Origin of the sequence: Litchfieldella rifensis (assembly GCF_042646605.1) — a bacterium.
In the GTDB taxonomy this organism is placed as follows: domain Bacteria; phylum Pseudomonadota; class Gammaproteobacteria; order Pseudomonadales; family Halomonadaceae; genus Litchfieldella; species Litchfieldella rifensis.
In genome coordinates this window covers 443,494-464,584 of record NZ_JBHRUG010000031.1, presented here as the reverse complement: position 1 = coordinate 464,584, position 21,091 = coordinate 443,494, and the positions used below count along the sequence as shown (strand labels likewise).

The following is a 21,091-nucleotide window of genomic DNA, read 5'->3' as shown; positions in this document are numbered from 1 at the left end:
ACGCGAGAACTTATGATCCAGGCCGACAAGATTCTTGCTCCGCTGCTTACCCTGCGCCGCATTCTGCCACTGCTGTGGCAAAGCAGCCGCAAGTGGACGCTGCTGAGCACCGTGCTGATGGCGTTGGAGGTGGCCTTTGGTATGGCCGTGCTGTATCTGCTCAAGCAACTGGTGGATGTGGTCACCGAGTTGCTCGGCAGCGATGCGGCCGTCGAAGGCGTGGGACCGGTGTTATGGTACGTGGCCTTGACCGGAGGCTGTACGCTGGCCTTTCTGGCCACCCGCGCCATGTCGAGTTTGGCGAGGGAGGCGCAGGGGCTACTGGTGGCCGACCATGTCGACCAGGAAATACACTCGCGCGCAGTACGCGCCGACTTGGCCTTCTACGAAAGCCCACGCTATTTCGATACCCTGCAACGGGCTCGGCAGACCGGGAACCAGCGTCCGGCTCAGGTCGTTGGCAACCTGATGATGTTGATCAAGAACAGCCTGATGTTGGCGGCCATCGTGGTGCTGATCATCACCATCAATTGGCTGTTGCTACCGGTGCTGCTGATTGCCATCGTGCCGGCGCTGCTGGTTCGTATTCACTTTACCCGCTACCTCTATGAATGGCAGCGCCAGCGTACCCAGATGGAGCGACGCGCCAGCTATCTTGACTGGCTGATGACCTCCGATATCCATGCCAAGGAGCTGCGCCTCAACCAGTTGGGCGACTATCTGCGCCAAAGCTATGCCGATCTACGCGGTTTGATTCGGCGCGAGCGCATGCGCATTACCCAGCGGCGAACCCGGGTCGAGCTGGCCGTGGGGAGCATCTCCACGATTGCCTTCTTCAGCGCCTTGGCGTACCTGGCCTGGCAGACAGCGGAAGGGAACAATAGCGTCGGCGACCTGGTGCTGTTTCTGCTGATCTTCCAGCGTGCCCAGTCCATGGGTCAGGAACTGGTGCAGGAGATTGCCAAGTTCTACGAGGATCACCTGTATGTGGGGCTGCTGTTCGAGTTTCTCGATATTCGTCCGGCAATTGCCGAACCGGAATGCCCGGTGTCGGTGCCGGCTCAGCCACGGGAGGGCATTCGTTTCGAGCAGGTAGGGTTCCACTATCCCGGCACCGACAAAATGGTATTGCGCAATATCGACTTGAGTATTCGCCCTGGGCAGATCGTCGCCTTGGTCGGCGCCAATGGATCCGGCAAGACGTCGCTGATCAAGTTGCTCTGTCGGCTCTATGACCCGACGTCGGGTCGGATCACCCTGGATGGCGTGGACATTCGCGAGTACGGCCTGGAGGAGTATCGTCGAGTGTTCAGTGTGATCTTCCAGGACTATGGGCGTTATGCGGCCACGGTGCGGGAAAATATCCGTTTCGGGGATATTCGTCAGCCCGTCGATACACCGTCGGTCGAGGAGGCCGCGATCAAGGCAGGTGCCGACCCTTTCATTCAGGGGCTTGCGGCTGGTTACGATACTCCCTTGACTCGCATGTTCGACAATGGTCAGGAGATCAGCATCGGTCAGTGGCAGAAAATCGCCCTGGCAAGAGCCTTCATGCACCGTTCCAACGTGATCATCCTCGACGAGCCGACCAGCGCCCTTGACCCAGGGGCCGAGTTCGAGCTGTTCGAAAACTTTCGCGAACGCATCGACCACCGCGCCGCCTTGGTGATCAGCCACCGGCTGTCGACGGTACGCATGGCGGATTACATCTATGTGCTGGATCAGGGGGTGATTCGTGAAGCGGGAACGCATGACGAATTGATACGGCAACAAGGCATGTATTGCGAACTGTTCAGTCGGCAGGCCTATCACTACCGGAAGGTCGAGGCCTGATGAGCGGCCTGTGTGGCATCATCAAATTCGATGGCTCGCCCGTCGATCGCGCTGAAGTTGAGCGTATGGCCGCTAGAGTCGCCCATCGCGGGCCACATGGCATTCATTATCACTACCAGGCTGGGGTCGGCTTGGCGTGTCTCTCGATGGACCCAACTGGTGATGGGACCGGTGCGTGTCGCCCTGTGGTGGCACGCCGTGGCAGAGTGGTGCTCGCGGCTGACGCACGTCTGGACAATCGCGATGAGTGCCAACAGTGGGACTCACAAGCTGCAGTCATTGCCGGTGGAAAATCACGAGATGGTGCGTTACCCACTGATGCCGAGTTGATGCTTGGTGCATTACTTGATGATGGCGAACGTAGACCCGGACACCTGATCGGTGATTACGCTTACGCACTGTGGGATGCAGGACGTCTCGAACTTCGCCTGTCGCGAGATGCCATGGGCATGCGCTCGCTCTATTACCGTGTTGAGCACGGGCGTGTTTTGTTCGCTACCGAGGTCAAGCAGATTCTGGCCGCCAACAACGCTTCGCGACGCCTCAATGAGCAAGCAGTCGCTTGGCACCTCGCCGGCATGCAGACGCCTCCCGGTTGCGTATTTTATGAAGGTATCGAAGAGGTCAAGCCGGGCGAGGAAGTGCTCATCGACATGCTGGGGCACGTTCGCCAACGTACCGTGTGGCAACCTGATCCTGACAAGCGAATTCGCTATCGGGATGAGCGCGAATACGCAGAACACTTTCGCGAGCTGATTGTTGACGCCATGCGCTGCCGGCTACGTGCACGGAATCGAGTGGGAGTGAGCCTGAGTGGAGGGATAGATTCCGGTACGATCGCCACGGTTGCCGGCTGGCTGGGTGAACGAGGGGAAAGCGCCTCTGAAATACGCGCCTACAGCTGGGCATTCAACGAATTTTCCGAATGCGATGAGCGCGAGAATAGCTACCGCATGGCAGAGCGCTATGGCATCCCGATCCATGAAATACCCGCTGAGGAAACCAGACCTCTGGTTGATGATGCTGCTCATGAGCCTGATGAAGATGACCCATTTATGATGATGTATCAGGCGTTTGTCTCCAGAGGCCTATCTGCTGCTGCCGCTGACCGAGCCACCGTAATGTTCTACGGTGATCGGGGCGACATGATCTGCGGTAATTTCTTGAACGATGTTCCGGGCATGCTGGGTGCAGGGCTTGTTTCCCAAGCATACCGTGAGTTATTGCTATTATCTCGCATCCATGGGCAATCAAGGATATCTAGCGTGTCACGTTACGTTTTACGCCCAACGATTGCTAGCGTTGTACCTCCACGAGTCATCAGCAAGTGCCGGCGTAAAGTCCTGTGGTTGAGATTGCTAGCAACGAGGAAAGACGGCATTCATGCTCTTCGGGTTAGAGCAGGACCCGGTGGTAGGATCGGCTTGTATGTGCGCAATAGTTTTCTGGATCGGGTGAAATTGCCGTCGCAAGATCCTGTGTATGCTGCAGCTGCGGCTTGGAAACAAGCTGCTACCAGGCAGCGCTATATTTGCATTTTCGCACCATTTCTCACGCGCGGCTTGATTTATAATGAAAGAGAGTGTGCAAAACACGGCGTTGAGTACAGTGACCCTTGGAGCGATCGTCGTATTGCTGAGTTTATCCTTGCCTGTCCCCAGCACTATGTAAACCGAGCCACTGAGCCTAAACGTATCGCGAGAAGGGCGATGCAAGAAATAATGCCTGATGATGCCATCAGCTCTGCTCGCAAGACATCTCCATCTCCTTTGTATGAAGAGGCGCTTCGTAATCAAGCTTACGAAAAGGTGATGCAGCTTATCACGAATAGTTGCTGCAAAGAGCGTGGCTATATTGATGAATTTTTGCTCCAGGAGAAGTTTGATGATTTTGTTAGAGGTAAGATTTCTTACTTTGATATATGGTCAATTATTTCTCTTGAAAAGTGGTTAAAGAAATACTGGTGCCAGTCGTAGTTTTTGATGAAATAATTTTCAGCGACATATTTTTCCTTACTTTCTAGCATGATCTTTGGCATCATGGATGACTGTGCGATTCATACTATCCACGGGTTTTCTTTTCATTCTCGCTGTATTTCTTGCATTGTTTTTCTAGTACTTGACTAGGCACTATATCCATGTTGTTTTTTTCTCTCTTATGTAGCACAATTTCTAATGTGGGCCGTGTTGAGTTAGTTTCAACTTAACAGCGCTGTTGCAGCACGAATGCTGAGGTGATCAAGATGAAAATGGATGAGCAGCCCATCCGCAAGCCATATACTGCACCGCAGTGTAAGGCTTGGGGTAGTGTTTCGGATATCACAAAGGTAGGTTTCACCAACCCCGGTAACGATATTAGAGGGGGTAGCATCAATCCACCAGGTCATGAAGATAATCCTGGGCTTGGCACTTGAGGATGAATTATAAACAATAATTATAAGTGAATTGGCCTTGCGATCCTTTCTTGTTTCACTTGACGCCGCTTTGCTCATTGATGGGCGAGGCGGCGTTCTTGATTCCTATCTATCGATGACGCGTCACGATGATGAGCGTTTTGCCCTGATGTCATTGGCCAAGGCTATATCGACTAACCCGCTATGGACGAAAATGGATTCTGCGTGTTTGGTAGGTCGAGTTCATCCAGCCCCTCTGCTTGCTGTGTTCGGTAACTTTAGCCGTGATGAGCGTGAACGACTGTATGACCTGTCGACCCTGCTTCATCGTTTTGCCGATCGTCATCGGTATATTGATTACTTTGCCGCCGAGGCTGCCGCCGACAATTTGGCCAAAATGCTGATGATGCGCTTTGGAAAAGAAGCACTCATGCATTTCCGATTTACAGCCATTCCCCGTGGTGGGTGGATTGTTCTCGGCATGCTTTCGTATATGCTTGACCTGCGGCCTGAACAGCTGGTTACTGGAAGGTCAGAGGGTGGTCCAGACTTCGAGGCGTTGGTGATAGTAGATGACTGTGCCTTGTCCGGCGTTCGCTTTCGGCAATTCCTGGGAAAAATTGACGACGCGAGAGTTATCTTTTGCCCGCTGTTTGCACCTGCTGAGCTTTGTCGTGCAATCGAGGAAGCGGAGCCGAGAGTTGAAGCCTGTATCAGTGCAGAAGATCTGTATGACTTTGCTCCTGAACGATTCGGTGAAGGCTATTCCCGGTGGTGTGCCACTCAGCGAGAACGCATGGGTAGATACGGTTACTGGGATGGCATTCCGGAGCATATCGCGTTTTCTTGGTGCGAGCCGCAAACGAAATACTGGAACACCGAAACCGAGCAATACGAGGCCAGTTGGAACTTGATACCGCCCCACCTCAGTCTCAAGCAGCGTTATTCTGCGGCGAATCCGGAGCGTGCGGATGAAGGGGGGTATGATGGGTTAACTTTCGTGGCTGATGGTCCCGGCCCCCTTCGTGCCGCAGACCGTGTATTGTGGACCCAGATCGATTCGGAAATCGCGGTTGCGCGCATGCCGGAAGGCACGTCCCAGACCACCCCGTGTTTTCGGCTCGAGGGCACGGCGGCAGACATGTGGCGCTGTGTGCTCGAGCAGGGCACACTCGACGCCGCGGAGGCGGCGCTTCTCCTGCGCTACGACGTTGAGCCGGCAACGCTTCGGCATGACCTGGCCGCATTCGTCTCGGATCTTGAGAATAACGGTATCCTGACACGTCGTTAACATAAATCACTGTCCGCGAGGGAACCGTGGTGGCATGAAACAACACCGATACCGCATCTACGGTCTCTGCCTGGAAACCGATTACCGCTTCCGTTCGCCCATGACCCCTGCGCCGCTCGAGGAGGAGACGGAGCTGCGCTTTAGCTGTGTGCTTGCTACCCATGGCCGCAGCCTGTCGGCTGATGACTGTCTCTACCTGAGTCCGGAAAAGAACCGCTACGGCGAAAGCGTGGTGCAGCTATATGCGATGTCATCCGGCTACCTCATGCGTTTTCCACGTGTAGCTGACTTCTTGATTAACCCAGGTGAGATCACCTGCCAGCTGTATGACCTCAGGCTCGATTACATGGTCGAGATCTGTTTGCTGGGGCATGTCTTGTCTTATTACCTGGAACTCTCCGGCATAGCGGCCATTCACGCCGGTGCGGTTGCTATCGACAACCGGGCGGTGCTGTTCGCCGCGGACCGCACTGGCGGCAAGAGCACGTTGGTGGCTTCCATGGTCGAAGCGGGCTTTCCGCTGCTTGCCGATGATATTGCGGCACTCGAAGAGCGAAGCGGGACGGTCGCTTGCCGACACGGGTTCCCGCAGCTGAAGCTTACCCCCGAGCAGGCTCTGCGCTTTGCCGGACACGCCGATGGCTTTCCATTGGTGCATCCCGCTTTCAGCAAACTGAGTGTTCCCGCCCAACAGGTGGGGCAGGTTGCCACAGTGGCGCTTCCGGTCGCCCGAATCTATTTACTGGAACGTCGTGTACGCGACGCCGTCGTCGATCATGAGGCCGGGGTACGGTTAGCGCCAGTCGCTGCAGGGGAAGCGCTTATCCAGCTTGTCCGACACGCTTTTCTTGCCGAGGTCCTTGACGGTCACGGCAGCAACAATGGCTTCTATCGTGGGGACGATAATGGTGCTGAAGTGGGAGGCTTGCGCGCTAGCCGGTTTCACCGGTTGGCCAAGATCACACAAAACGTGCCGGTGAAGCGACTGCGCTATTCCTCGGGATACGAACTATTGCCGCAGGTTCACGCCGCTATACTCACTGACCTTAACTTGCCATCACACGCTATGTCGGCAGCCGCTATGGCGAGGTGAAACCCTACGCTTTGTCTGAAAACTGCCTGCGCTCGATCATACGGCGTTAAAAATCAGCTCAAAGTACTCATTTACACCCCGTAAACCCCGTCTTTTCGCTGATTTTTGCCTTGTCTGATCATCGCTCGACGACTTTTCAGACAAAGCTTAACCCTCGGGATTCCTCCATCATTAGAGTCGTAAATCCGCGTCTCCATTACCCAACATGTACTTGAGATCGTAGAGCACGTGCTCGGGCTTGCCCCAGGCGCGTATGCGGGTGATGCCAAGGTCACGGAATTCGCGGTGGGCAACGGCAAGGATGACGGCGTCATAGGCTCCGTCCTGCGGTTGATCCACCAGCCGGACGCCGTATTGAAGCACTGCATCGTCGATATTGGCATGGGGGTCGTAGACATCCACGCTGACATTGAAGTCGGCCAGTTCATGGATGATGTCGATCACCCGAGTGTTGCGCAGATCAGGACAGTTCTCCTTGAAGGTCAGACCCAGTATCAGCACCCGCGAGCCTTGCGCGTGAATGCGCCGCTTGATCATCTGCTTGACCAGTTGGCCAGCCACATAGGCACCCATGCCGTCGTTGATGCGCCGACCGGAGAGGATGACTTCCGGGTGGTAGCCGACCTGCTGAGCCTTGTGGGTGAGGTAATAGGGGTCGACACCGATGCAGTGGCCGCCCACCAGGCCAGGACGGAAGGGCAGGAAGTTCCACTTGGTGCCGGCCGCCTGCAGCACTTCCTCGGTATCGATGTGCAGACGGTTGAAGATCATCGCCAGCTCGTTGATCAGGGCGATATTCACGTCGCGCTGGGTGTTTTCGATGACCTTGGCCGCTTCGGCGACGCGGATGGAGCTGGCCTTGAAGGTGCCGGCGGTGATGACCGATGCGTAGAGTTTATCGACGAAATCGGCTACTTCTGGGGTCGAGCCCGAGGTCACCTTGCGAATGGTGGTGACACGATGTTCCTTGTCACCCGGGTTGATGCGCTCGGGGCTATAACCGGCGAAGAAGTCGAGGTTATAGGTCAAGCCGGAAATCCGCTCGATGACCGGGATGCACTCCTCCTCGGTAGCGCCGGGGTACACGGTCGACTCATAGATGACCACATCGCCCTTGGAAATGACCTGCCCGACGGTCTCGCTGGCCTTGATCAAGGGCGTCAGGTCAGGGCAATGCTGATGGTCGATCGGTGTGGGAACCGTCACGATATACACATTGCATTGACGTAACGCCTCGAGTTCACTGCTGAAACTCAACTGGTTCGCCTGTCGAAGCTGGTCTTGCTCCACCTCTCGGGTCACATCAATGGCATCGTGGAGTTGAGCAATACGCTGGCCATTGATATCGAATCCAAGGGTTGGCATCTGCTTGCCGAACTCCACTGCCAACGGGAGCCCGACATAGCCCAGGCCGATGATTGCCACGTGAACCTTTTCCAGATCGAGCGTCATATCCATATTTCGGTTTCCTCGCAACAACCAGGTGAAAGGGATCACGAGTGGGTGCCACCCTTAGCCAGCGAGACGGTGGAGACCTTTAGCAAGTCAGCGTGATTGGCCGCCTGTTCAGTCGGGCTGTGACGGAGCGGCTTGACGACTCTGACAGCTGGAACGTCGCACTCCTTCCATACCAGGTCAGCGATCGGGCCTTCCGGGCGATAGGCGGTCGGTGCTTGCTGCAATAGCTGACGGATCCATTCGTGCTGAGCGTTGGACACGGCCATATAAAGTTGCTGTAGATAGGCATTAAGCTGCGGCCATTGCCAGAACGTTTCGTTGGCAGTCATGATTCTGGGGTGAGCGGTTTGGGTCACGTTCTCCCCGATCAGGAGTTCTTCGTAGAGCTTCTCCCCGGGACGAAGGCCGCTATAGGTTATGGCAATATCACCACCAGGATTATCTTCGGTAATCATCTCGAGTCCCGACAGGCGAATCATCTGGCGAGCTAACTCGGCGATCTTTACCGGTTCGCCCATGTCGAGCACGAAGACATCCCCTCCGCGGCCCATGGCACCGGCCTGGATTACCAGCTGGGCGGCTTCGGGAATGGTCATGAAGTAGCGGGTGATTTCCGGGTGCGTCACAGTGATTGGCCCGCCCGCCTTGATCTGCTGGTGGAATAACGGCACCACCGAGCCGGAGGAGCCCAGCACATTACCGAAACGCACCATACAGAAGCGTGTGGTTTGCTGGTGGTGGGCCAATGCCTGACAGATCAGTTCCGCCAGACGTTTGGTGGTGCCCATTACGTTGGTCGGGCGGACCGCTTTGTCCGTGGAGACGAGAACAAAGGTTTCCACGCCACAATCGATTGCCGCGCGCGCCGTTTCCAGAGTGCCATAGACATTGTTGCGAATGCCTTCCACGACATTGTGCTCGACCATGGGCACATGCTTGTAGGCAGCTGCATGGTAAATGGTTTGCACCTGGAAGATACGCATCAAGGCATCCATTTGTGTGCGTTGCTGCACAGAGCCTAGCAATGCCTTGATCGATATCTGTAAATCTTGTGACGCTACGAGTTGCTGCAGTTCACTCTCGATGCGATATAGCGCATATTCACAGATCTCCAGTAACAGCAATTGGCGAGGCTGTTGCATGACGATTTGTCGACATAGCTCCGAACCAATCGAGCCGCCTGCACCAGTGACCATCACCACCTTGTTACGTATATTGGCATCCAGGAGGTTCGGGAGGGAGGGGACAGGGTCACGTCCTAGCAGATCTTCAATGGCAACATCACGGATCTCATTGATACGGGCGCGTCCTGCGACCACATCATCCATTGCCGGTACTGTCTGTACCGGAATCGGTAGGTTTTCCAGTGACTTCAGAATCTCTCGGCGGCGGGATCGTGTCGCACTTGGGATCGCCAGAAGAATACGTTCGACACCATAATTCTCGATCAACTGTGGTAGTTCGCTGGGTGAGTAAACTTTCAAACCTTCGACCAGGGTGCCATACATGCCGCGCCAGTCGTCGATGAAGCCGATGGGGGCATACTCATTGCCGTGGCTCAACGAGGTGACCAGTTGTGAGCCAGCCGAACCGGCACCATAGATCACCACGCGCATCTTGTGGCGCATCAGACTACGCAGATACAAGCCGCGAAGAAAAAAGCGTACTCCGCCAACTGTCAGCAGCCCCAGCATGGCATAGATGAACGGTACGGTGAGCGGAAGGCCCAAGTCTACTAGGTGACTGGTCACACCGAGAGCTACCGCAGATACCAGGATACCGGCCACGATCGCTTGCAGGGCCTTGAGGTTGATATACCGTATGACAGCACGATAGAAGCCCAACCACTTGAAAACCATCACGCTGAAGGGAATCGTCACGAGCAGCGAAAGCCATGTCTCCCATTCGAAGATTGGCGACCAGTTATCCAGCCGCAGCATCATGGCGCCCAGGAAACTTCCCGCTAACAGAACGACATCAACCAGTACTTGAATGACCCGCTTTTGCCGACGTGGCAAACGGAATAACTGTTCCATTGTTTGGATCATTACAACATCCCTTTATTATTTCCCCGCCTAAAAGAATTAGAATTTTTCCATGTGGTATTTTTGCCTATATCATGGCAGACCAATTTTAGTCAGGTATGTCATGGATGTTGGGCTAGTGATGTGCTTCTATGATATTGAATTTCAATTTTTTTATTGGTAACTCAATGTTAATCACCCTATAAGGCTAAGATAAAACCTCGGCTCTCCCAAGTTGATTTTTCTAATGGATTGCTTGGGGAAGGGATCAGGGCAATGAGTGATGTGAGTGATGAAGTGTGTTTCTTCAAGTGATGGTAAAAGTCATACTTAAGAATGCAGTGATAGAGAAAGACAAGAGAATGAAATATTGAATCAAGCTATTGTGTGAAAAATCTCGTTTTCACGCCTGATCGCTTTTCCTTATTTTGGGTTTGCTCCATTTCATTGCTGGGCTGGATTCCATAAGCAAAACGTTGGATAGGTGGTACTCATCTGAGGTAATAAAAGCCTGTTTCTGGAGAGAAGCTCTGCCGGCTTGGCTGGTGCCGTGCACGGTATTACGCTATAAAATGCTGGCGGGATCCAACATACCAGTTCATCGCAGGATACGAGTCCATGATGGTGGATGGGAAATATTTGCCGGTGTCTTCCGTTTGGCAGCGACTTAATACCTGGTTGCTGTTCGCCTTTGTGGCGCTGTTGATTGTGGTGCCTTGGGGGTATGCGGTGGTGCCGCTCTTGGTGGCGATAGTGGCGCTGATGGGCTGGGCTGCTTTTCCTCGCTCCGGGAGCCGATCATGGGGCCTTGATGTCCAGGATGGGGGATGGTGTCTGGCGCTTCTGGCATTTAGTGGGGTATGGCTGCTGGATGTATGGCGCACCGGCTATTGGCCGGTTGGTGAGGAGAACCAAGGGGTGGCGTTACCGCTGTGGCCGCTCTTGGCGATATTGCTATTGATCTGGCTGCGTCGCTATCCACCTTCGATAAAAAGCTGGTGGCTAAGTGTTGGCTGTGCCGCATTGGCTGTGGGAGCCATTGCGCTTTTTGAGCGGTGGGTGTTGGGTCATGATCGTGCCAGCAATGGCATCAATTCGATTCCGTTTGGCAACCTGTCCTTGCTGATGGGAGTCTTGTCGTTGGTTGCACTGTTATGGCTAATGGAATGCCAGCGGTGGAATCGCAACTTTCATGCCATTTGGCTGTACTTGGCCTTGGCTGCCGTATTGGCTGGCACGACGGCATCGTTGCTTTCCGGTACGCGAGGGGGCTGGATCGCGATGCCGTTGCTGTTGTTGCTGATTTTTCGGACCTATCGTGAGGTGTTGTCCAAGTTGTATCTTCGTCTGACTGGGGGCGCGATCCTTGGCCTTGTGCTGTTGGTGGCGTTGTTACCGCAGTCGGGTGTGACGCAGCGGTTAGCCGAGACGGTAGCTGACGTGCAGCAGTACTGGACTGGAGAAAGCACAAATGGTTCGGTAGGGGTGCGCCTGGAACTGTGGCGAGGGGGAGTGGTACTGTTTTCGCAAGCCCCTCTGTTAGGCTGGGGTGAGGGACGTATGGAGGCTGCCCGTGACGAGATGGTGGCCGAAGGAACCCTGGCTGGGAGTGCCAGCGAGCATGATCAGCTGCATAGCGATATCATCGACACGGCAGCTCGCCGAGGCATGCTGGGGCTGATGACGCTGGGCATGTTGTATGGAATGCCGTTGTACTTGTTTGCTCGGTTCCTCCGGCATCCCGATCCCGATATTCGTGCACTCGCACTGGCTGGTGTGCTGATTCCGGTGGCCTTCATCGATTTCGGGCTGACCCAGTCGATGCTGCGCGATGTGCGTGGGTTGGCAGGCTATTTGGGGCTGAGCGTAGGACTCTGGGCGGTACTTAAAGGGAAAATTGCTGAGTACGCCATAAGTGCATAATGGCTGCGGGCTGCGGGCTGCGGGCTGCGGGCTGCGGGCTGCGGGCTGCGGGCTGCGGGCTGCGGGCTGCGGGCTGCGGGCTGCGGGTGTTTTCTGTCGTGGCTTTCGTTGCTCGCAGCACGAGGCTAGGGTTGATTAAATAAAAAGTTGGATTGGCTAGTAAAGTGACCGCCAAAGGGAGTTGGCCATGCCGGACGTCCGCTTTACTCCACGTTTCACACATCACGGCGCCGTAGACGGCGTAACCGGCAGTTGTCATCAGTTGCATGTCGATAATAACCGCTCGCTGCTGGTCGATTGCGGTTTGTTCCAAGGCGATGAAGTGGGCAATGGCGGGGGTAGCTTGTCACGCCACCGTATCGAGTTCCCACTGGAAGGCGTGTGGGCGTTGGTGGTAACCCACGTGCACATCGATCATATCGGCCGTTTGCCCTACTTACTCTCCGCCGGCTTCGACGGGCCAATCCTGTGCAGCCAGCCGTCGGCCAGATTGTTACCGCTGGTGATCGAGGATGCCTTGCGCGTGGGGTTTACCCACGATCGTGAATTGATCGAGCGCTTCCTGGAGCGCGTTGGCAAGCAGATCATTCCCTTGGCATACCGTGTGTGGCATGTGCTGATCGATGACGATCGGCTGAGGGTCAAGGTCAGACTGCAGCGTGCAGGGCATATCCTCGGTTCGGCTTATGTCGAGGTGGACGTCTTCGATAAGCTGAGCCAGCTCGCGCAACGCGTCGTGTTTTCCGGTGACCTGGGAGCACCGTATTCACCATTGTTGTCGGCCCCAGAATCACCGCACAGCGCTGATGTGGTGGTGCTGGAGAGCACCTATGGGAACCGCCGACATGAGGACCGACGCCATCGTCGGGCACGCTTGCAAGCCGCGATCGAACGAGCCCTGGCCGATGGCGGGACCGTGCTGATTCCAGCATTCAGTATCGGCCGTACCCAGGAACTGCTCTACGAACTGGAAGGCATCATCCATCGTGCCCGAGCAAGAGGAGACGATTCGGCGGCACACTGGGATCGTCTCGAGATCATCGTCGACTCGCCGTTGGCGTCGCGTTTCACGCGGGTCTATCGCGAGTTGGAACCTTTCTGGGATGAGGAAGCTCATCGACGGGTGCGTGTTGGGCGCCATCCTCTGGATTTCGACAGCCTTTATACCGTTAACTCGCATCAGGAACACGAGCGGACCGTGGCCTATCTGACCGAGAGCCTGCGTCCAGCGGTGGTCATCGCCGCCAGCGGCATGGCGGCCGGTGGGCGGATCGTCAACTATCTGAAGGCGATGCTCGGGGAGCCGCGCCACAACGTACTGTTCGTCGGCTATCAAGCGGCGGGGACGCCGGGACGGGCCATTCAGCAATATGGCCCGAAGGGCGGCTGGGTGGAACTGGATGGCCAGCGCTACACCATCCGTGCCGGCGTCGAGAGTCTGAGCGGCTATTCGGCACATGCCGATCAGCGCGATCTATTGCACTTCATCGGCCGCATGAGGCCCTGGCCACGCGAGGTGCGCTTGGTGCATGGCGATGGGGAAGCCAAGCAGGCTCTTCAGAAAGCGTTGCTGGCCATGGCCGTCGAGCATGGTCGTGACCTGGATGTCGTGGTGCCGGAGTGACACAACGCTTTGGGAAACACTGAATAAATGCCTGCGCTGTTCAATCGCTGCGTTGCGCGGTGCGCGGAATCCTCACCTATACCCCATAGGCTCCGGTTCCTGTGCTCCGTGCGCCTTGCGCTTGAACATGCTCGTCGGTTTATTCAGCGCTTCCTTTGTCTGAAAACTGTCTGCGCTCGACCATACGACGTTACTTTGATCCCCTAATCTCGCGGGGTGGGCCGGTAGGCCCGCAATGCCAGGTATTCGGCACTGTGATCCTGGCCGTCTGCCTTGCCGACCTTGAGAAACTCCCTGACCAGCATCGCTTCACGAGCTTCCATGAGCTGCTGGGCGGCCTGCATGTGCTCGGCCATGATGTCGCGTGCGGCACCGGCATCCCATCGGCGCAATGCTTCCAGCAGTCGGCTCTGGTAGTTCAGGCCCTTGTGCCGCAGCTCCGGATAGGGCTGATTGTAGATGCGCTGGCAGACGGTGAGGTTCATCAGCAATTCGAGGGGAAAACGACACATCATGGCCATCAAGGGGTTCGGGCAGTACTCCACCAGGACCAGGTGGAATTCCAGCTCCTTCATGCGTTGAGTTCGCTCCTCTTCGAGCGACAGCGGCGGATGGTCATAGAATGCCATTACCCCTTCCAGACGTTGGAAGGCGTTTTCATCCAGCAGATCCGTGATGCTTTCGACCAGTGCGGGTTCGAGCTGCTTGCGAATCTCGTAGATGTTGTGAATGGTCGGAGGGCGAAAGAAGAAGTAATTGCTGAGTAGTTCCAGGGTGCGCTCGGCGCTGACCTCGGTGATGAAGGTCCCGCCCTGGGGACCGGTGCGAGTCTGGATCAATCCCTGGGATTCGAGGGCACGCAAGGCCTCGCGGATGGTGCCTTTGGAAGCGCCCAGCGCTTCGATCAGGTGGTGCTCCTGGGGCAGGCGGTCACCGGGGCGCAGCCCTTGCTGGGCAATGAAGTCCTTGAGGGCGTCTCCGATGATCTCGGTGCGCTTGCGGCGTTGGTTAGTGGTCAGTAGGCGACGGGGTTGTGTCATCAAGATATCTCGTTGGGTGTCGATGGCTGGGGCGCGCGGGTGAGCGGGCCTCGGGCCGGAAACAGACAGGCTACCCGGTGGGTGTCAGGTGCCTCCGCAGCCGGCTGACGAGGTAACGATTCCAGTGGTGGCAATTGGCGCCTGCAGACCTCGCTGGCCCGAGGGCAGCGCGGGGCGAAGGCGCAGCCGGGAGGGGGCGCCAAGGGATCGGGCAGTTCGGCATCGCCGGATTCAGCGATGATGGGTGGTCCACCCGGCACCGGGGCGCTGGCGATCAGCAGCCGAGTGTAATGATGAGCCGGGGTCTGGAACAGTGTGTATGTCGGCGCCTGTTCGATGATGCGGCCGAAATACATCACGGCAATACGGTCGCTGATAGTCTCCACCACCGACAGGTCGTGGCTGATGAACAGATAGGTCAGGTCGAATTCGGCCTTGAGGCGCTTGAGCAGTTGGAGGACCTGGGCCTGTACCGAGACATCCAGTGCCGAGACCGGCTCGTCGAGGACCAGCACCTCGGGTTCGGCAGCCAGTGCTCGGGCGATGCCGATGCGCTGAGCCTGACCACCGGAAAATTCATGTGGGTAGCGAGAAATGAATTCCGGGCGCAGATTGACCACGTCCATCAGCTCGGCCAGGCGCGTCTCCATGGCTTGGCCTGTGAGCCCTCGTAGATGACGCAAGGGGGCTGCGAGAATATCGCGGATGCGCATGCGCGGGTTGAGTGAGCTCAAGGGATCCTGGAACACATATTGGATGCGCCGAGACAGCGCGTGACGGTCGCGCTTGACCATGGTCTGAAGGTCTTCGCCGCCATACAGGATCTGCCCGTCGGTGGGCCGGTCGAGGCCCACCAGCATGCGAGCCAGGGTCGACTTGCCGCACCCCGACTCGCCGACGATACCCAGTGTCTCCCCACGCATGACCTGCAGGTCGACCTGTTGTACCGCGCGTACGCCAGGCTTGTCGACGCCGAACCAGCGTTGGCCGCCGCCGAAGGTGCGCGTGAGTGCCGTGATGTCGAGGAGTGGCTCAGTCATGTTCGACTCCTGCCGAGAGCGGAGCTTCCAGTCCGAGCGGCTTGATGCACCGTACCTGCCGGTCGCTGTCGGTGACGATCAAGTCGATACTGCCCCGGCGACAGCGCTCTTCGGCGAGGTCGCAGCGCTCGGCGAAGGCGCAGCCGGAGGGTAAGGCATTGGCGGCCGGAGGCAAGCCGGGAATGGCCGCGGGTTCGTTGTCGGGCTCGCCCAGGCGTGGCACACAATCGATCAAGCGCCGGGTATAGGGATGGCGTGGATTGTCGAGGATCTCTCGGGTCGTGCCGATCTCGACGATGCATCCGGCATACATGACCGCGACACGGTCGCAAACTTGAGATACCACACCGAAGTCGTGGGTGATGAACAGCACCGCGGTGCCTTTGTCCTCACGCAGACGCTGAATCAGCCGCAGAATCTGCGCTTGCACCGTGACGTCCAGCGCCGTGGTGGGCTCATCGGCGATGATCAGTTCGGGATCATTGGCCAGGGCCATGGCGATGCCGACGCGCTGGCGCATCCCGCCGGAGAGCTCATGCGGGTATTGGTGGGCACGCTGCTCGGGATTGGGAATGCGTACTTGCCCCAGCAGCTTGATCGCCAACTCGTGGGCGGCCTGGCGGGACAGGGGCTGGTGAATGCGGATGGTTTCGACGAGTTGATCGCCGACCTTGATCAACGGGTGCAGCGTCGACAGCGGATCCTGGAACACATAGGCCACGTCGTTGCCGCGTATCCGGCGTATCGCACGGGGCTTGAGGCTCAGCAGGTCACGCTGGGGGTGGCGATGGGTATTGAGCTGCACGTTGCCGCCGCTGATCACGCCGGGTGGCGAGGCGACCAGACCCAGCAGCGACAGCGCCGTGACCGACTTGCCCGAGCCGGATTCGCCTACCAGGCCCAAGCACTCGTTGGGCTGGATCGAGAAGCTGACGCCATTGACGGCATGATAGGTGTCGTCGCCGACCTCGAAATCGGTGCGCAGGTCGTCGACGCTGAGCAGCGCAGTGCTCCGAGTGGCTGTGCTTCCGGTGGTGGAAGACTGACGCTGCCGGCGCCGAATGCGGGTCATCGGGGCGGGGCGGGACAGGGCGCCGGATTTCAGTCGCGGGTCGAGCGCATCGCGAATGCCGTCACCGAGCAGGTTGATGCTCATCACCAGGATGAAGATGACGATCCCCGGCAGGGTCGCCACGTGTGGGGCATTGATCATCATTCGCCGGCCTTCGCCGAGCATCGAGCCGAGGTCCGCCTGCGGCGGCTGGGCCCCCAGGCCCAGGAAGCTCAGGCCGGCGGTCTCGAGGATCATCCAGCCCACGGTGGTCGACAGGGTGATGACGATGACCGGCAGCACATTGGGCAGGATCTCGCTGGCCAGGATCCGGGTATCGCCCTTGCCGGAGAGGCGGGCGGCATCGATGAACTCGCGATGAGCGATGCCGACCGTGACGCCACGGATATTGCGGGCGAAGAACGGGATATTGACGATGGCGATGGCATACAGGGCGTTCATCAGTCCCGGGCCGAGCACGGCGACGATGGCCAGTGCCAGCAGGATATAGGGAAACGCCATCAGCATATCGATGCCGCGCATCAGGGTATTGTCAGTGCGGCCGCCGAAATAACCGGCAAGGATACCGATCAGCGAGCCGACCAGAGCGGCGACCAGTGAGGCGGCGATGCCCACGGCCAGGCTGACGCGCATGCCCCACAGCAGGCGTGACAGGATGTCACGACCGAGTTGGTCGGTGCCGAGGGGGTGACCAGCGGAAAATGGCGGCTGCAGGCGATTGGCCGGTGCCGTGATATCGGGATCGAGCAGCGGCAGTAGTGGGGTGACCAGGGCCAGAACCAGGAGCAGCAGCAATACCAGGGCGCCGAACGCCGCCAGGCGGTTGCGAGCGAGGAGCTTGATGAAGGCCATCATGCCTTGATCCTCGGGTCGAGCAGGTGTTGCAGCAGGTCGGCGCAGAGGTTGAACAGCACATAGCTGGCAGCCACCACCAGCACGCCGCCCTGGACCAGCAGGATGTCGCGGGTGGCGATGGCGTTGACCAGCATGCGGCCGATGCCGGGCCACTGGAATACCGTCTCGATATACACCGCGCCGCCGATCACGAAGCCGGCCTGGACGCCGATCACCGGGATCAGGTTGACCAGTGCCACCTTGAAGGCATGGCCGAACACCACACGGCGCTCGTCGAGGCCCTTGGCGCGTGCGGTGCGGATATAGTCCTGGCGTAACACCTCGAGCATGTTGGAGCGTGTGAGACGGGCGATGACCCCGGCCGCCACTACCGCCAGAGCGATGGCTGGCAGCACCAGATGGCGCAGCAGATCGAGCCAGTCGCCACCACCGTAGATCGCGTACATGCCGCTGACCGGTAGCCAGCGCAGCTCCACGGCGAAGAGCATGATCATCAGCATGCCCAGCCAGAAGGCCGGTACCGAGATGCCGACCAGCACCAGCAGGGTGATGATGCGGTCCGTCCAGCCATACTGGCGCACTGCCGAGACGATGCCGGCGATAGCGCCGATCACCACGCAGATCACCAGCGACGTGCCGGCGAGGATCAGGGTCGCGCCAAAGCGTTCCAGCACTTCATCGAGTACCGGGCGATTGAGCGTGTAGGAGCGGCCGAAGTCGCCCTGCAGAATATTGCTCAGCCATACCAGATACTGCTGCGGCAACGGCAAGTCGAGCCCCAGTTCGGCGCGGAGCCGGGCGAGATTCTCGGGAGTGGCGTAGGAACCGAGAATGGCCAGTGCCGGGTCGCCGGGGATCAGCGACATGATCAGGAACACGATCACCGTGAGCCCCAGCAATACCGGGACCGTCATCAGCAAGCGGCGCAGGATATAGCGATACATGACATGAACTACCCGGTTGCGGAATGGCGGGCCCGGCGTCTTCCAGGCGTCGGGCCCGCCGCATTTTTGGCCTCAGGGCTTGGCGACGTCGTGCAGCAGCAGGAAGAACGATGGCTGCAGCTGGAAGTTCTCGATAGCGGCACTGGCCACCGCGTTTTGCTTCCAGTTGGCGATGAAGGCCCAGGGCGCATCTTCGTGGACGATCGCCTGCATCTCCTTGTACAGCGCGGCGCGTTCCTCCTGGTCGACGCTGCGACGTGCCCGCTCGAGTAGGTCATCGACCTCGGGGTTGCTGTAGTAGCCCGAGTTGAAGCCCCCCTGATCGGGCATGGCGTCGGTGCGCAGGGCCAGGAACGGCAGGGTGTCCGGGTCGTTGGTCATCCATGCCATCTGTGCCATGTCGGCCTTGCCCTCGAGCCCCGGGTTCACCTGGCCGAGGAAGGTGTTCCATTCGTAGGTTTCGATCTTCACGTCCAGCCCCACGGCGGCCAGATCGGCCTGGATGGCCGAGCCCATGGGAATCGGGGCGAGCATGCCCGAGCCGCCCTCGGTGACATAGAACGTCAGCTCGGCGCCCTCGAAGCCGGCTTCGCCGATCAGTTCACGGGCGCGCTCGGGGTCATGGGGGTAGGGGTCGAGCTCCTCGTTGTAGGCCCAGGCGAAGGCGGGCGGTGTCGGGCCCGCGGCGACCTCGGCGGTGCCCTGCAGGACGTCGTCGACCAGGGCGCGCTTGTCGATGGCGTAGTTGATGGCCTGGCGCATGCGTTGATCGGTGAAGGGACCTTCCCTGAGATTGAGGATCAGGAACCACAGGTGCGGCCCGGCCTGTTCGTAGACGTTGAACAGCGGATCTTCTTCGAACATGGCCACATTGTCGGGAGGGACCTCGACCATCAGGTCGATGCCGCCGGCCAGCATCTCGGCGACACGGGTGTTGGCATCGGTGATCGGCCGGAAGACCACGGCTTCGAGCGGCGGTGCGCCATCCCAATAGTCCTCGTTGCGAGAGGCGACCACCCGGCTGTTGCTGACCCATTCCTCGAACTTGAAGGGGCCGGTGCCGGAAGGCTGGCGGCCGAACTCGTCGCCATGCTCCTTGACGGCGGCGGGTGAAACGATCAGGCCGGTGGGGTAGGCGAGGTTCGACAGGAAGGGGGCATAAGGCTCGTTGAGCGTGAACCGGACTTCATGCTCGCCGGTGGCCTCGACATCCTCCACGGCACTGAAAAAGAAGGCCAGCGGGAAAGGACCGGTGTCGTGGTAGGGGTGCTCCTCCTCGAGCATGCGTTCGAAATTGAACACGACGGCGTCGGCATCGAAGGCGCTGCCGTCGTGGAAGGTCACGTCATCGCGCAGGGTGAACGTGTATACGGTGCCATCGTCGCTGATCTCCCATTCGGTGGCCAGCGCCGGTTCGACATCGAGTGTGCCGTCGCGGTAACGCACCAGGCCATCGTAGAGATTCATCATGATGCGGAAATCGTTGACCGCCGTGACCTGCGCCGGGTCGAGCGACTTGGGCTCGGCGACCTGGCCGACGACCAGCACATTGGGTGGGGTCTGGGCGAGGGTCTGGAACGGCATGGCGGCCAGGGCCGGTATCAGCCAGGTCGCGATGCGCCTGAGTGAGCGTTTCATTTTGGTTGTCTCCTTGCGTCGATCTCGTGCTTGCGTCGTTGTGGTGCTTGCCGTGTGTGAGCGGTTGTGGCTACGCTACGAGAGTCTCTTGTAATTATCATGATAAATTGGCCCTTTCAGATATGGCACATCGACCACGGATGCGCAAATGACATTCACCCTGATGGCGCGAGATCCCACCGACGGTTCCCTGGGGATCGCCACAGCCACCGGTGGCCCCGCCGTGGGCGGGTTCGTGCCGCACCTGTTAGCGGGTGTCGGCGCGGTGATCACCCAGGGGTATAGCACCAGCATCCCGGCGGCCGAACGTGGTCTGTCGCTGTTGGCCGAGGGGCGGTCGGCAGCCGCGGCCGTTGCCATCCTGCAAGGCGAAGACCGCGGATCGGGCTGGCGGCAGGTGGCGGTGATGGATGCCGCCGGCAACAGTTCAGGGTGGACGGGGGAGCACAATGTCGCCAGCGTTTTCCTGCGCTGCGAGCCGGATCTGGTGGTGGCCGGCAACATGCTGGTCAGTGCCCTGGTGGGCGAGGCGATGCTGCAGGCGTTCCTGGCCAATCGTCGACGTGGGCTGGCCGAGGCCCTATTGGCCGGCCTGGTAGCTGGCCAGGCGGCGGGAGGCGACATCCGTGGAACCTTGTCGGCAGCGTTAAAGGTTCGGTGTGAAGGAGGGGTGCCGCTGGATCTGCGTATCGACGATGGCGTCAGAGCGGTGGATGTGCTGGGCAGACTCTATCGGCGCATCCAGGCCGACCGGGAGTTCCAGGCATTTCTCGGGCGGTTGCCGACGGCCGCTGATCCTCATCGCCACTAAGCTGTGCCGGTATCCGTGGCGCCGCTCATCAATTCCTCACAAGGAGCTCCGCC

The 21,091-nt window shown here is 58.5% G+C and carries 14 protein-coding genes; 7 read left to right on the top strand and 7 right to left on the bottom strand.

The window, feature by feature from the left end:
* Nucleotides 1–12 precede the first annotated feature (12 nt).
* The 4 genes from ACFOEV_RS17910 (at nt 13) to ACFOEV_RS17895 (ending at nt 6,609) form a co-directional block, all read left to right on the top strand.
* Nucleotides 13–1,833 (top strand): ABC transporter ATP-binding protein, encoded by a 1,821-nt coding sequence (locus tag ACFOEV_RS17910; protein ID WP_386776245.1) that lies wholly within the window; start codon nt 13–15, stop codon nt 1,831–1,833.
* The gene (locus ACFOEV_RS17905; protein ID WP_386776244.1) at nt 1,833–3,809 is read left to right on the top strand and encodes an asparagine synthetase B family protein; all 1,977 of its coding nucleotides are present in this window, start codon (nt 1,833–1,835) and stop codon (nt 3,807–3,809) included. The genes ACFOEV_RS17910 and ACFOEV_RS17905 overlap by 1 nt, the downstream gene beginning before the upstream one ends.
* A 474-nt stretch (nt 3,810–4,283) precedes the next feature.
* Nucleotides 4,284–5,516, top strand: a complete 1,233-nt coding sequence (locus ACFOEV_RS17900; protein WP_386776243.1) for a PqqD family protein — start codon at nt 4,284–4,286, stop codon at nt 5,514–5,516.
* Nucleotides 5,517–5,550: 34 nt separating this feature from the next.
* Nucleotides 5,551–6,609 carry a hypothetical protein gene (locus ACFOEV_RS17895; protein ID WP_386776242.1) on the top strand — a complete coding sequence of 353 codons (1,059 nt, stop codon included), beginning with the start codon at nt 5,551–5,553 and terminating at the stop codon, nt 6,607–6,609.
* A 171-nt stretch (nt 6,610–6,780) separates the two neighbouring features.
* Here the strand turns inward: ACFOEV_RS17895 and tviB are convergent, their stop codons facing one another.
* Together tviB and ACFOEV_RS17885 are read right to left on the bottom strand one after the other, a co-directional pair.
* Nucleotides 6,781–8,067: a Vi polysaccharide biosynthesis UDP-N-acetylglucosamine C-6 dehydrogenase TviB gene (tviB, locus tag ACFOEV_RS17890; RefSeq protein ID WP_386776241.1), complete on the bottom strand. Its 1,287-nt coding sequence runs from the start codon at nt 8,065–8,067 to the stop codon at nt 6,781–6,783.
* 35 nt (nt 8,068–8,102) lie between these two features.
* The gene (locus tag ACFOEV_RS17885; protein ID WP_386776240.1) at nt 8,103–10,115 is read right to left on the bottom strand and encodes a polysaccharide biosynthesis protein; all 2,013 of its coding nucleotides are present in this window, start codon (nt 10,113–10,115) and stop codon (nt 8,103–8,105) included.
* Nucleotides 10,116–10,709: 594 nt separating this feature from the next.
* Between ACFOEV_RS17885 and ACFOEV_RS17880 the strand changes: the two genes are divergently transcribed.
* Both ACFOEV_RS17880 and ACFOEV_RS17875 read left to right on the top strand, forming a co-directional pair.
* Nucleotides 10,710–12,014, top strand: a complete 1,305-nt coding sequence (locus ACFOEV_RS17880) for an O-antigen ligase family protein (RefSeq protein WP_386776239.1) — start codon at nt 10,710–10,712, stop codon at nt 12,012–12,014.
* A gap of 187 nt (nt 12,015–12,201) precedes the next feature.
* Nucleotides 12,202–13,638: an MBL fold metallo-hydrolase RNA specificity domain-containing protein gene (locus tag ACFOEV_RS17875; RefSeq protein WP_386776238.1), complete on the top strand. Its 1,437-nt coding sequence runs from the start codon at nt 12,202–12,204 to the stop codon at nt 13,636–13,638.
* Nucleotides 13,639–13,841: 203 nt separating this feature from the next.
* Here ACFOEV_RS17875 and ACFOEV_RS17870 read toward each other — a convergent pair whose 3' ends face one another.
* The 5 genes from ACFOEV_RS17870 to ACFOEV_RS17850 form a co-directional block, all read right to left on the bottom strand.
* The gene (locus tag ACFOEV_RS17870; RefSeq protein WP_386776237.1) at nt 13,842–14,678 is read right to left on the bottom strand and encodes a FadR/GntR family transcriptional regulator; all 837 of its coding nucleotides are present in this window, start codon (nt 14,676–14,678) and stop codon (nt 13,842–13,844) included.
* A complete protein-coding gene (locus ACFOEV_RS17865) occupies nt 14,678–15,718 on the bottom strand; it encodes an ABC transporter ATP-binding protein (protein WP_386776236.1) in 1,041 nt (346 codons plus the stop codon). The genes ACFOEV_RS17870 and ACFOEV_RS17865 overlap by 1 nt, the downstream gene beginning before the upstream one ends.
* Nucleotides 15,711–17,645, bottom strand: coding sequence for a dipeptide/oligopeptide/nickel ABC transporter permease/ATP-binding protein (locus tag ACFOEV_RS17860; protein ID WP_386776235.1), 1,935 nt, complete (start codon nt 17,643–17,645; stop codon nt 15,711–15,713). The genes ACFOEV_RS17865 and ACFOEV_RS17860 overlap by 8 nt, the downstream gene beginning before the upstream one ends.
* Nucleotides 17,642–18,589, bottom strand: coding sequence for an ABC transporter permease (locus tag ACFOEV_RS17855; protein WP_386776234.1), 948 nt, complete (start codon nt 18,587–18,589; stop codon nt 17,642–17,644). Before ACFOEV_RS17855 ends, ACFOEV_RS17860 begins: the two co-directional genes overlap by 4 nt.
* 72 nt (nt 18,590–18,661) lie before the next feature.
* Nucleotides 18,662–20,227, bottom strand: coding sequence for an ABC transporter substrate-binding protein (locus ACFOEV_RS17850; protein ID WP_386776233.1), 1,566 nt, complete (start codon nt 20,225–20,227; stop codon nt 18,662–18,664).
* Between the two features lie 148 nt (nt 20,228–20,375).
* Here ACFOEV_RS17850 and ACFOEV_RS17845 point away from each other — a divergent pair, with 148 nt between their 5' ends.
* The gene (locus ACFOEV_RS17845) at nt 20,376–21,038 is read left to right on the top strand and encodes a DUF1028 domain-containing protein (protein ID WP_386776232.1); all 663 of its coding nucleotides are present in this window, start codon (nt 20,376–20,378) and stop codon (nt 21,036–21,038) included.
* Nucleotides 21,039–21,091: the final 53 nt, after the last annotated feature.

What these genes read in the sequence shown, in the direction of transcription:
- ACFOEV_RS17870 (WP_386776237.1), bottom strand. Translation starts at nt 14,678, where the DNA reads ATGACACAACCCCGTCGCCTACTGACCACTAACCAACGCCGCAAGCGC.
- ACFOEV_RS17895 (WP_386776242.1), top strand. Translation starts at nt 5,551, where the DNA reads ATGAAACAACACCGATACCGCATCTACGGTCTCTGCCTGGAAACCGAT.
- ACFOEV_RS17845 (WP_386776232.1), top strand. Translation starts at nt 20,376, where the DNA reads ATGACATTCACCCTGATGGCGCGAGATCCCACCGACGGTTCCCTGGGG.
- ACFOEV_RS17865 (WP_386776236.1), bottom strand. Translation starts at nt 15,718, where the DNA reads ATGACTGAGCCACTCCTCGACATCACGGCACTCACGCGCACCTTCGGC.
- ACFOEV_RS17860 (WP_386776235.1), bottom strand. Translation starts at nt 17,645, where the DNA reads ATGATGGCCTTCATCAAGCTCCTCGCTCGCAACCGCCTGGCGGCGTTC.
- ACFOEV_RS17850 (WP_386776233.1), bottom strand. Translation starts at nt 20,227, where the DNA reads ATGAAACGCTCACTCAGGCGCATCGCGACCTGGCTGATACCGGCCCTG.
- ACFOEV_RS17905 (WP_386776244.1), top strand. Translation starts at nt 1,833, where the DNA reads ATGAGCGGCCTGTGTGGCATCATCAAATTCGATGGCTCGCCCGTCGAT.
- ACFOEV_RS17885 (WP_386776240.1), bottom strand. Translation starts at nt 10,115, where the DNA reads ATGATCCAAACAATGGAACAGTTATTCCGTTTGCCACGTCGGCAAAAG.
- ACFOEV_RS17855 (WP_386776234.1), bottom strand. Translation starts at nt 18,589, where the DNA reads ATGTATCGCTATATCCTGCGCCGCTTGCTGATGACGGTCCCGGTATTG.
- tviB (WP_386776241.1), bottom strand. Translation starts at nt 8,067, where the DNA reads ATGGATATGACGCTCGATCTGGAAAAGGTTCACGTGGCAATCATCGGC.
- ACFOEV_RS17880 (WP_386776239.1), top strand. Translation starts at nt 10,710, where the DNA reads ATGATGGTGGATGGGAAATATTTGCCGGTGTCTTCCGTTTGGCAGCGA.
- ACFOEV_RS17910 (WP_386776245.1), top strand. Translation starts at nt 13, where the DNA reads ATGATCCAGGCCGACAAGATTCTTGCTCCGCTGCTTACCCTGCGCCGC.
- ACFOEV_RS17875 (WP_386776238.1), top strand. Translation starts at nt 12,202, where the DNA reads ATGCCGGACGTCCGCTTTACTCCACGTTTCACACATCACGGCGCCGTA.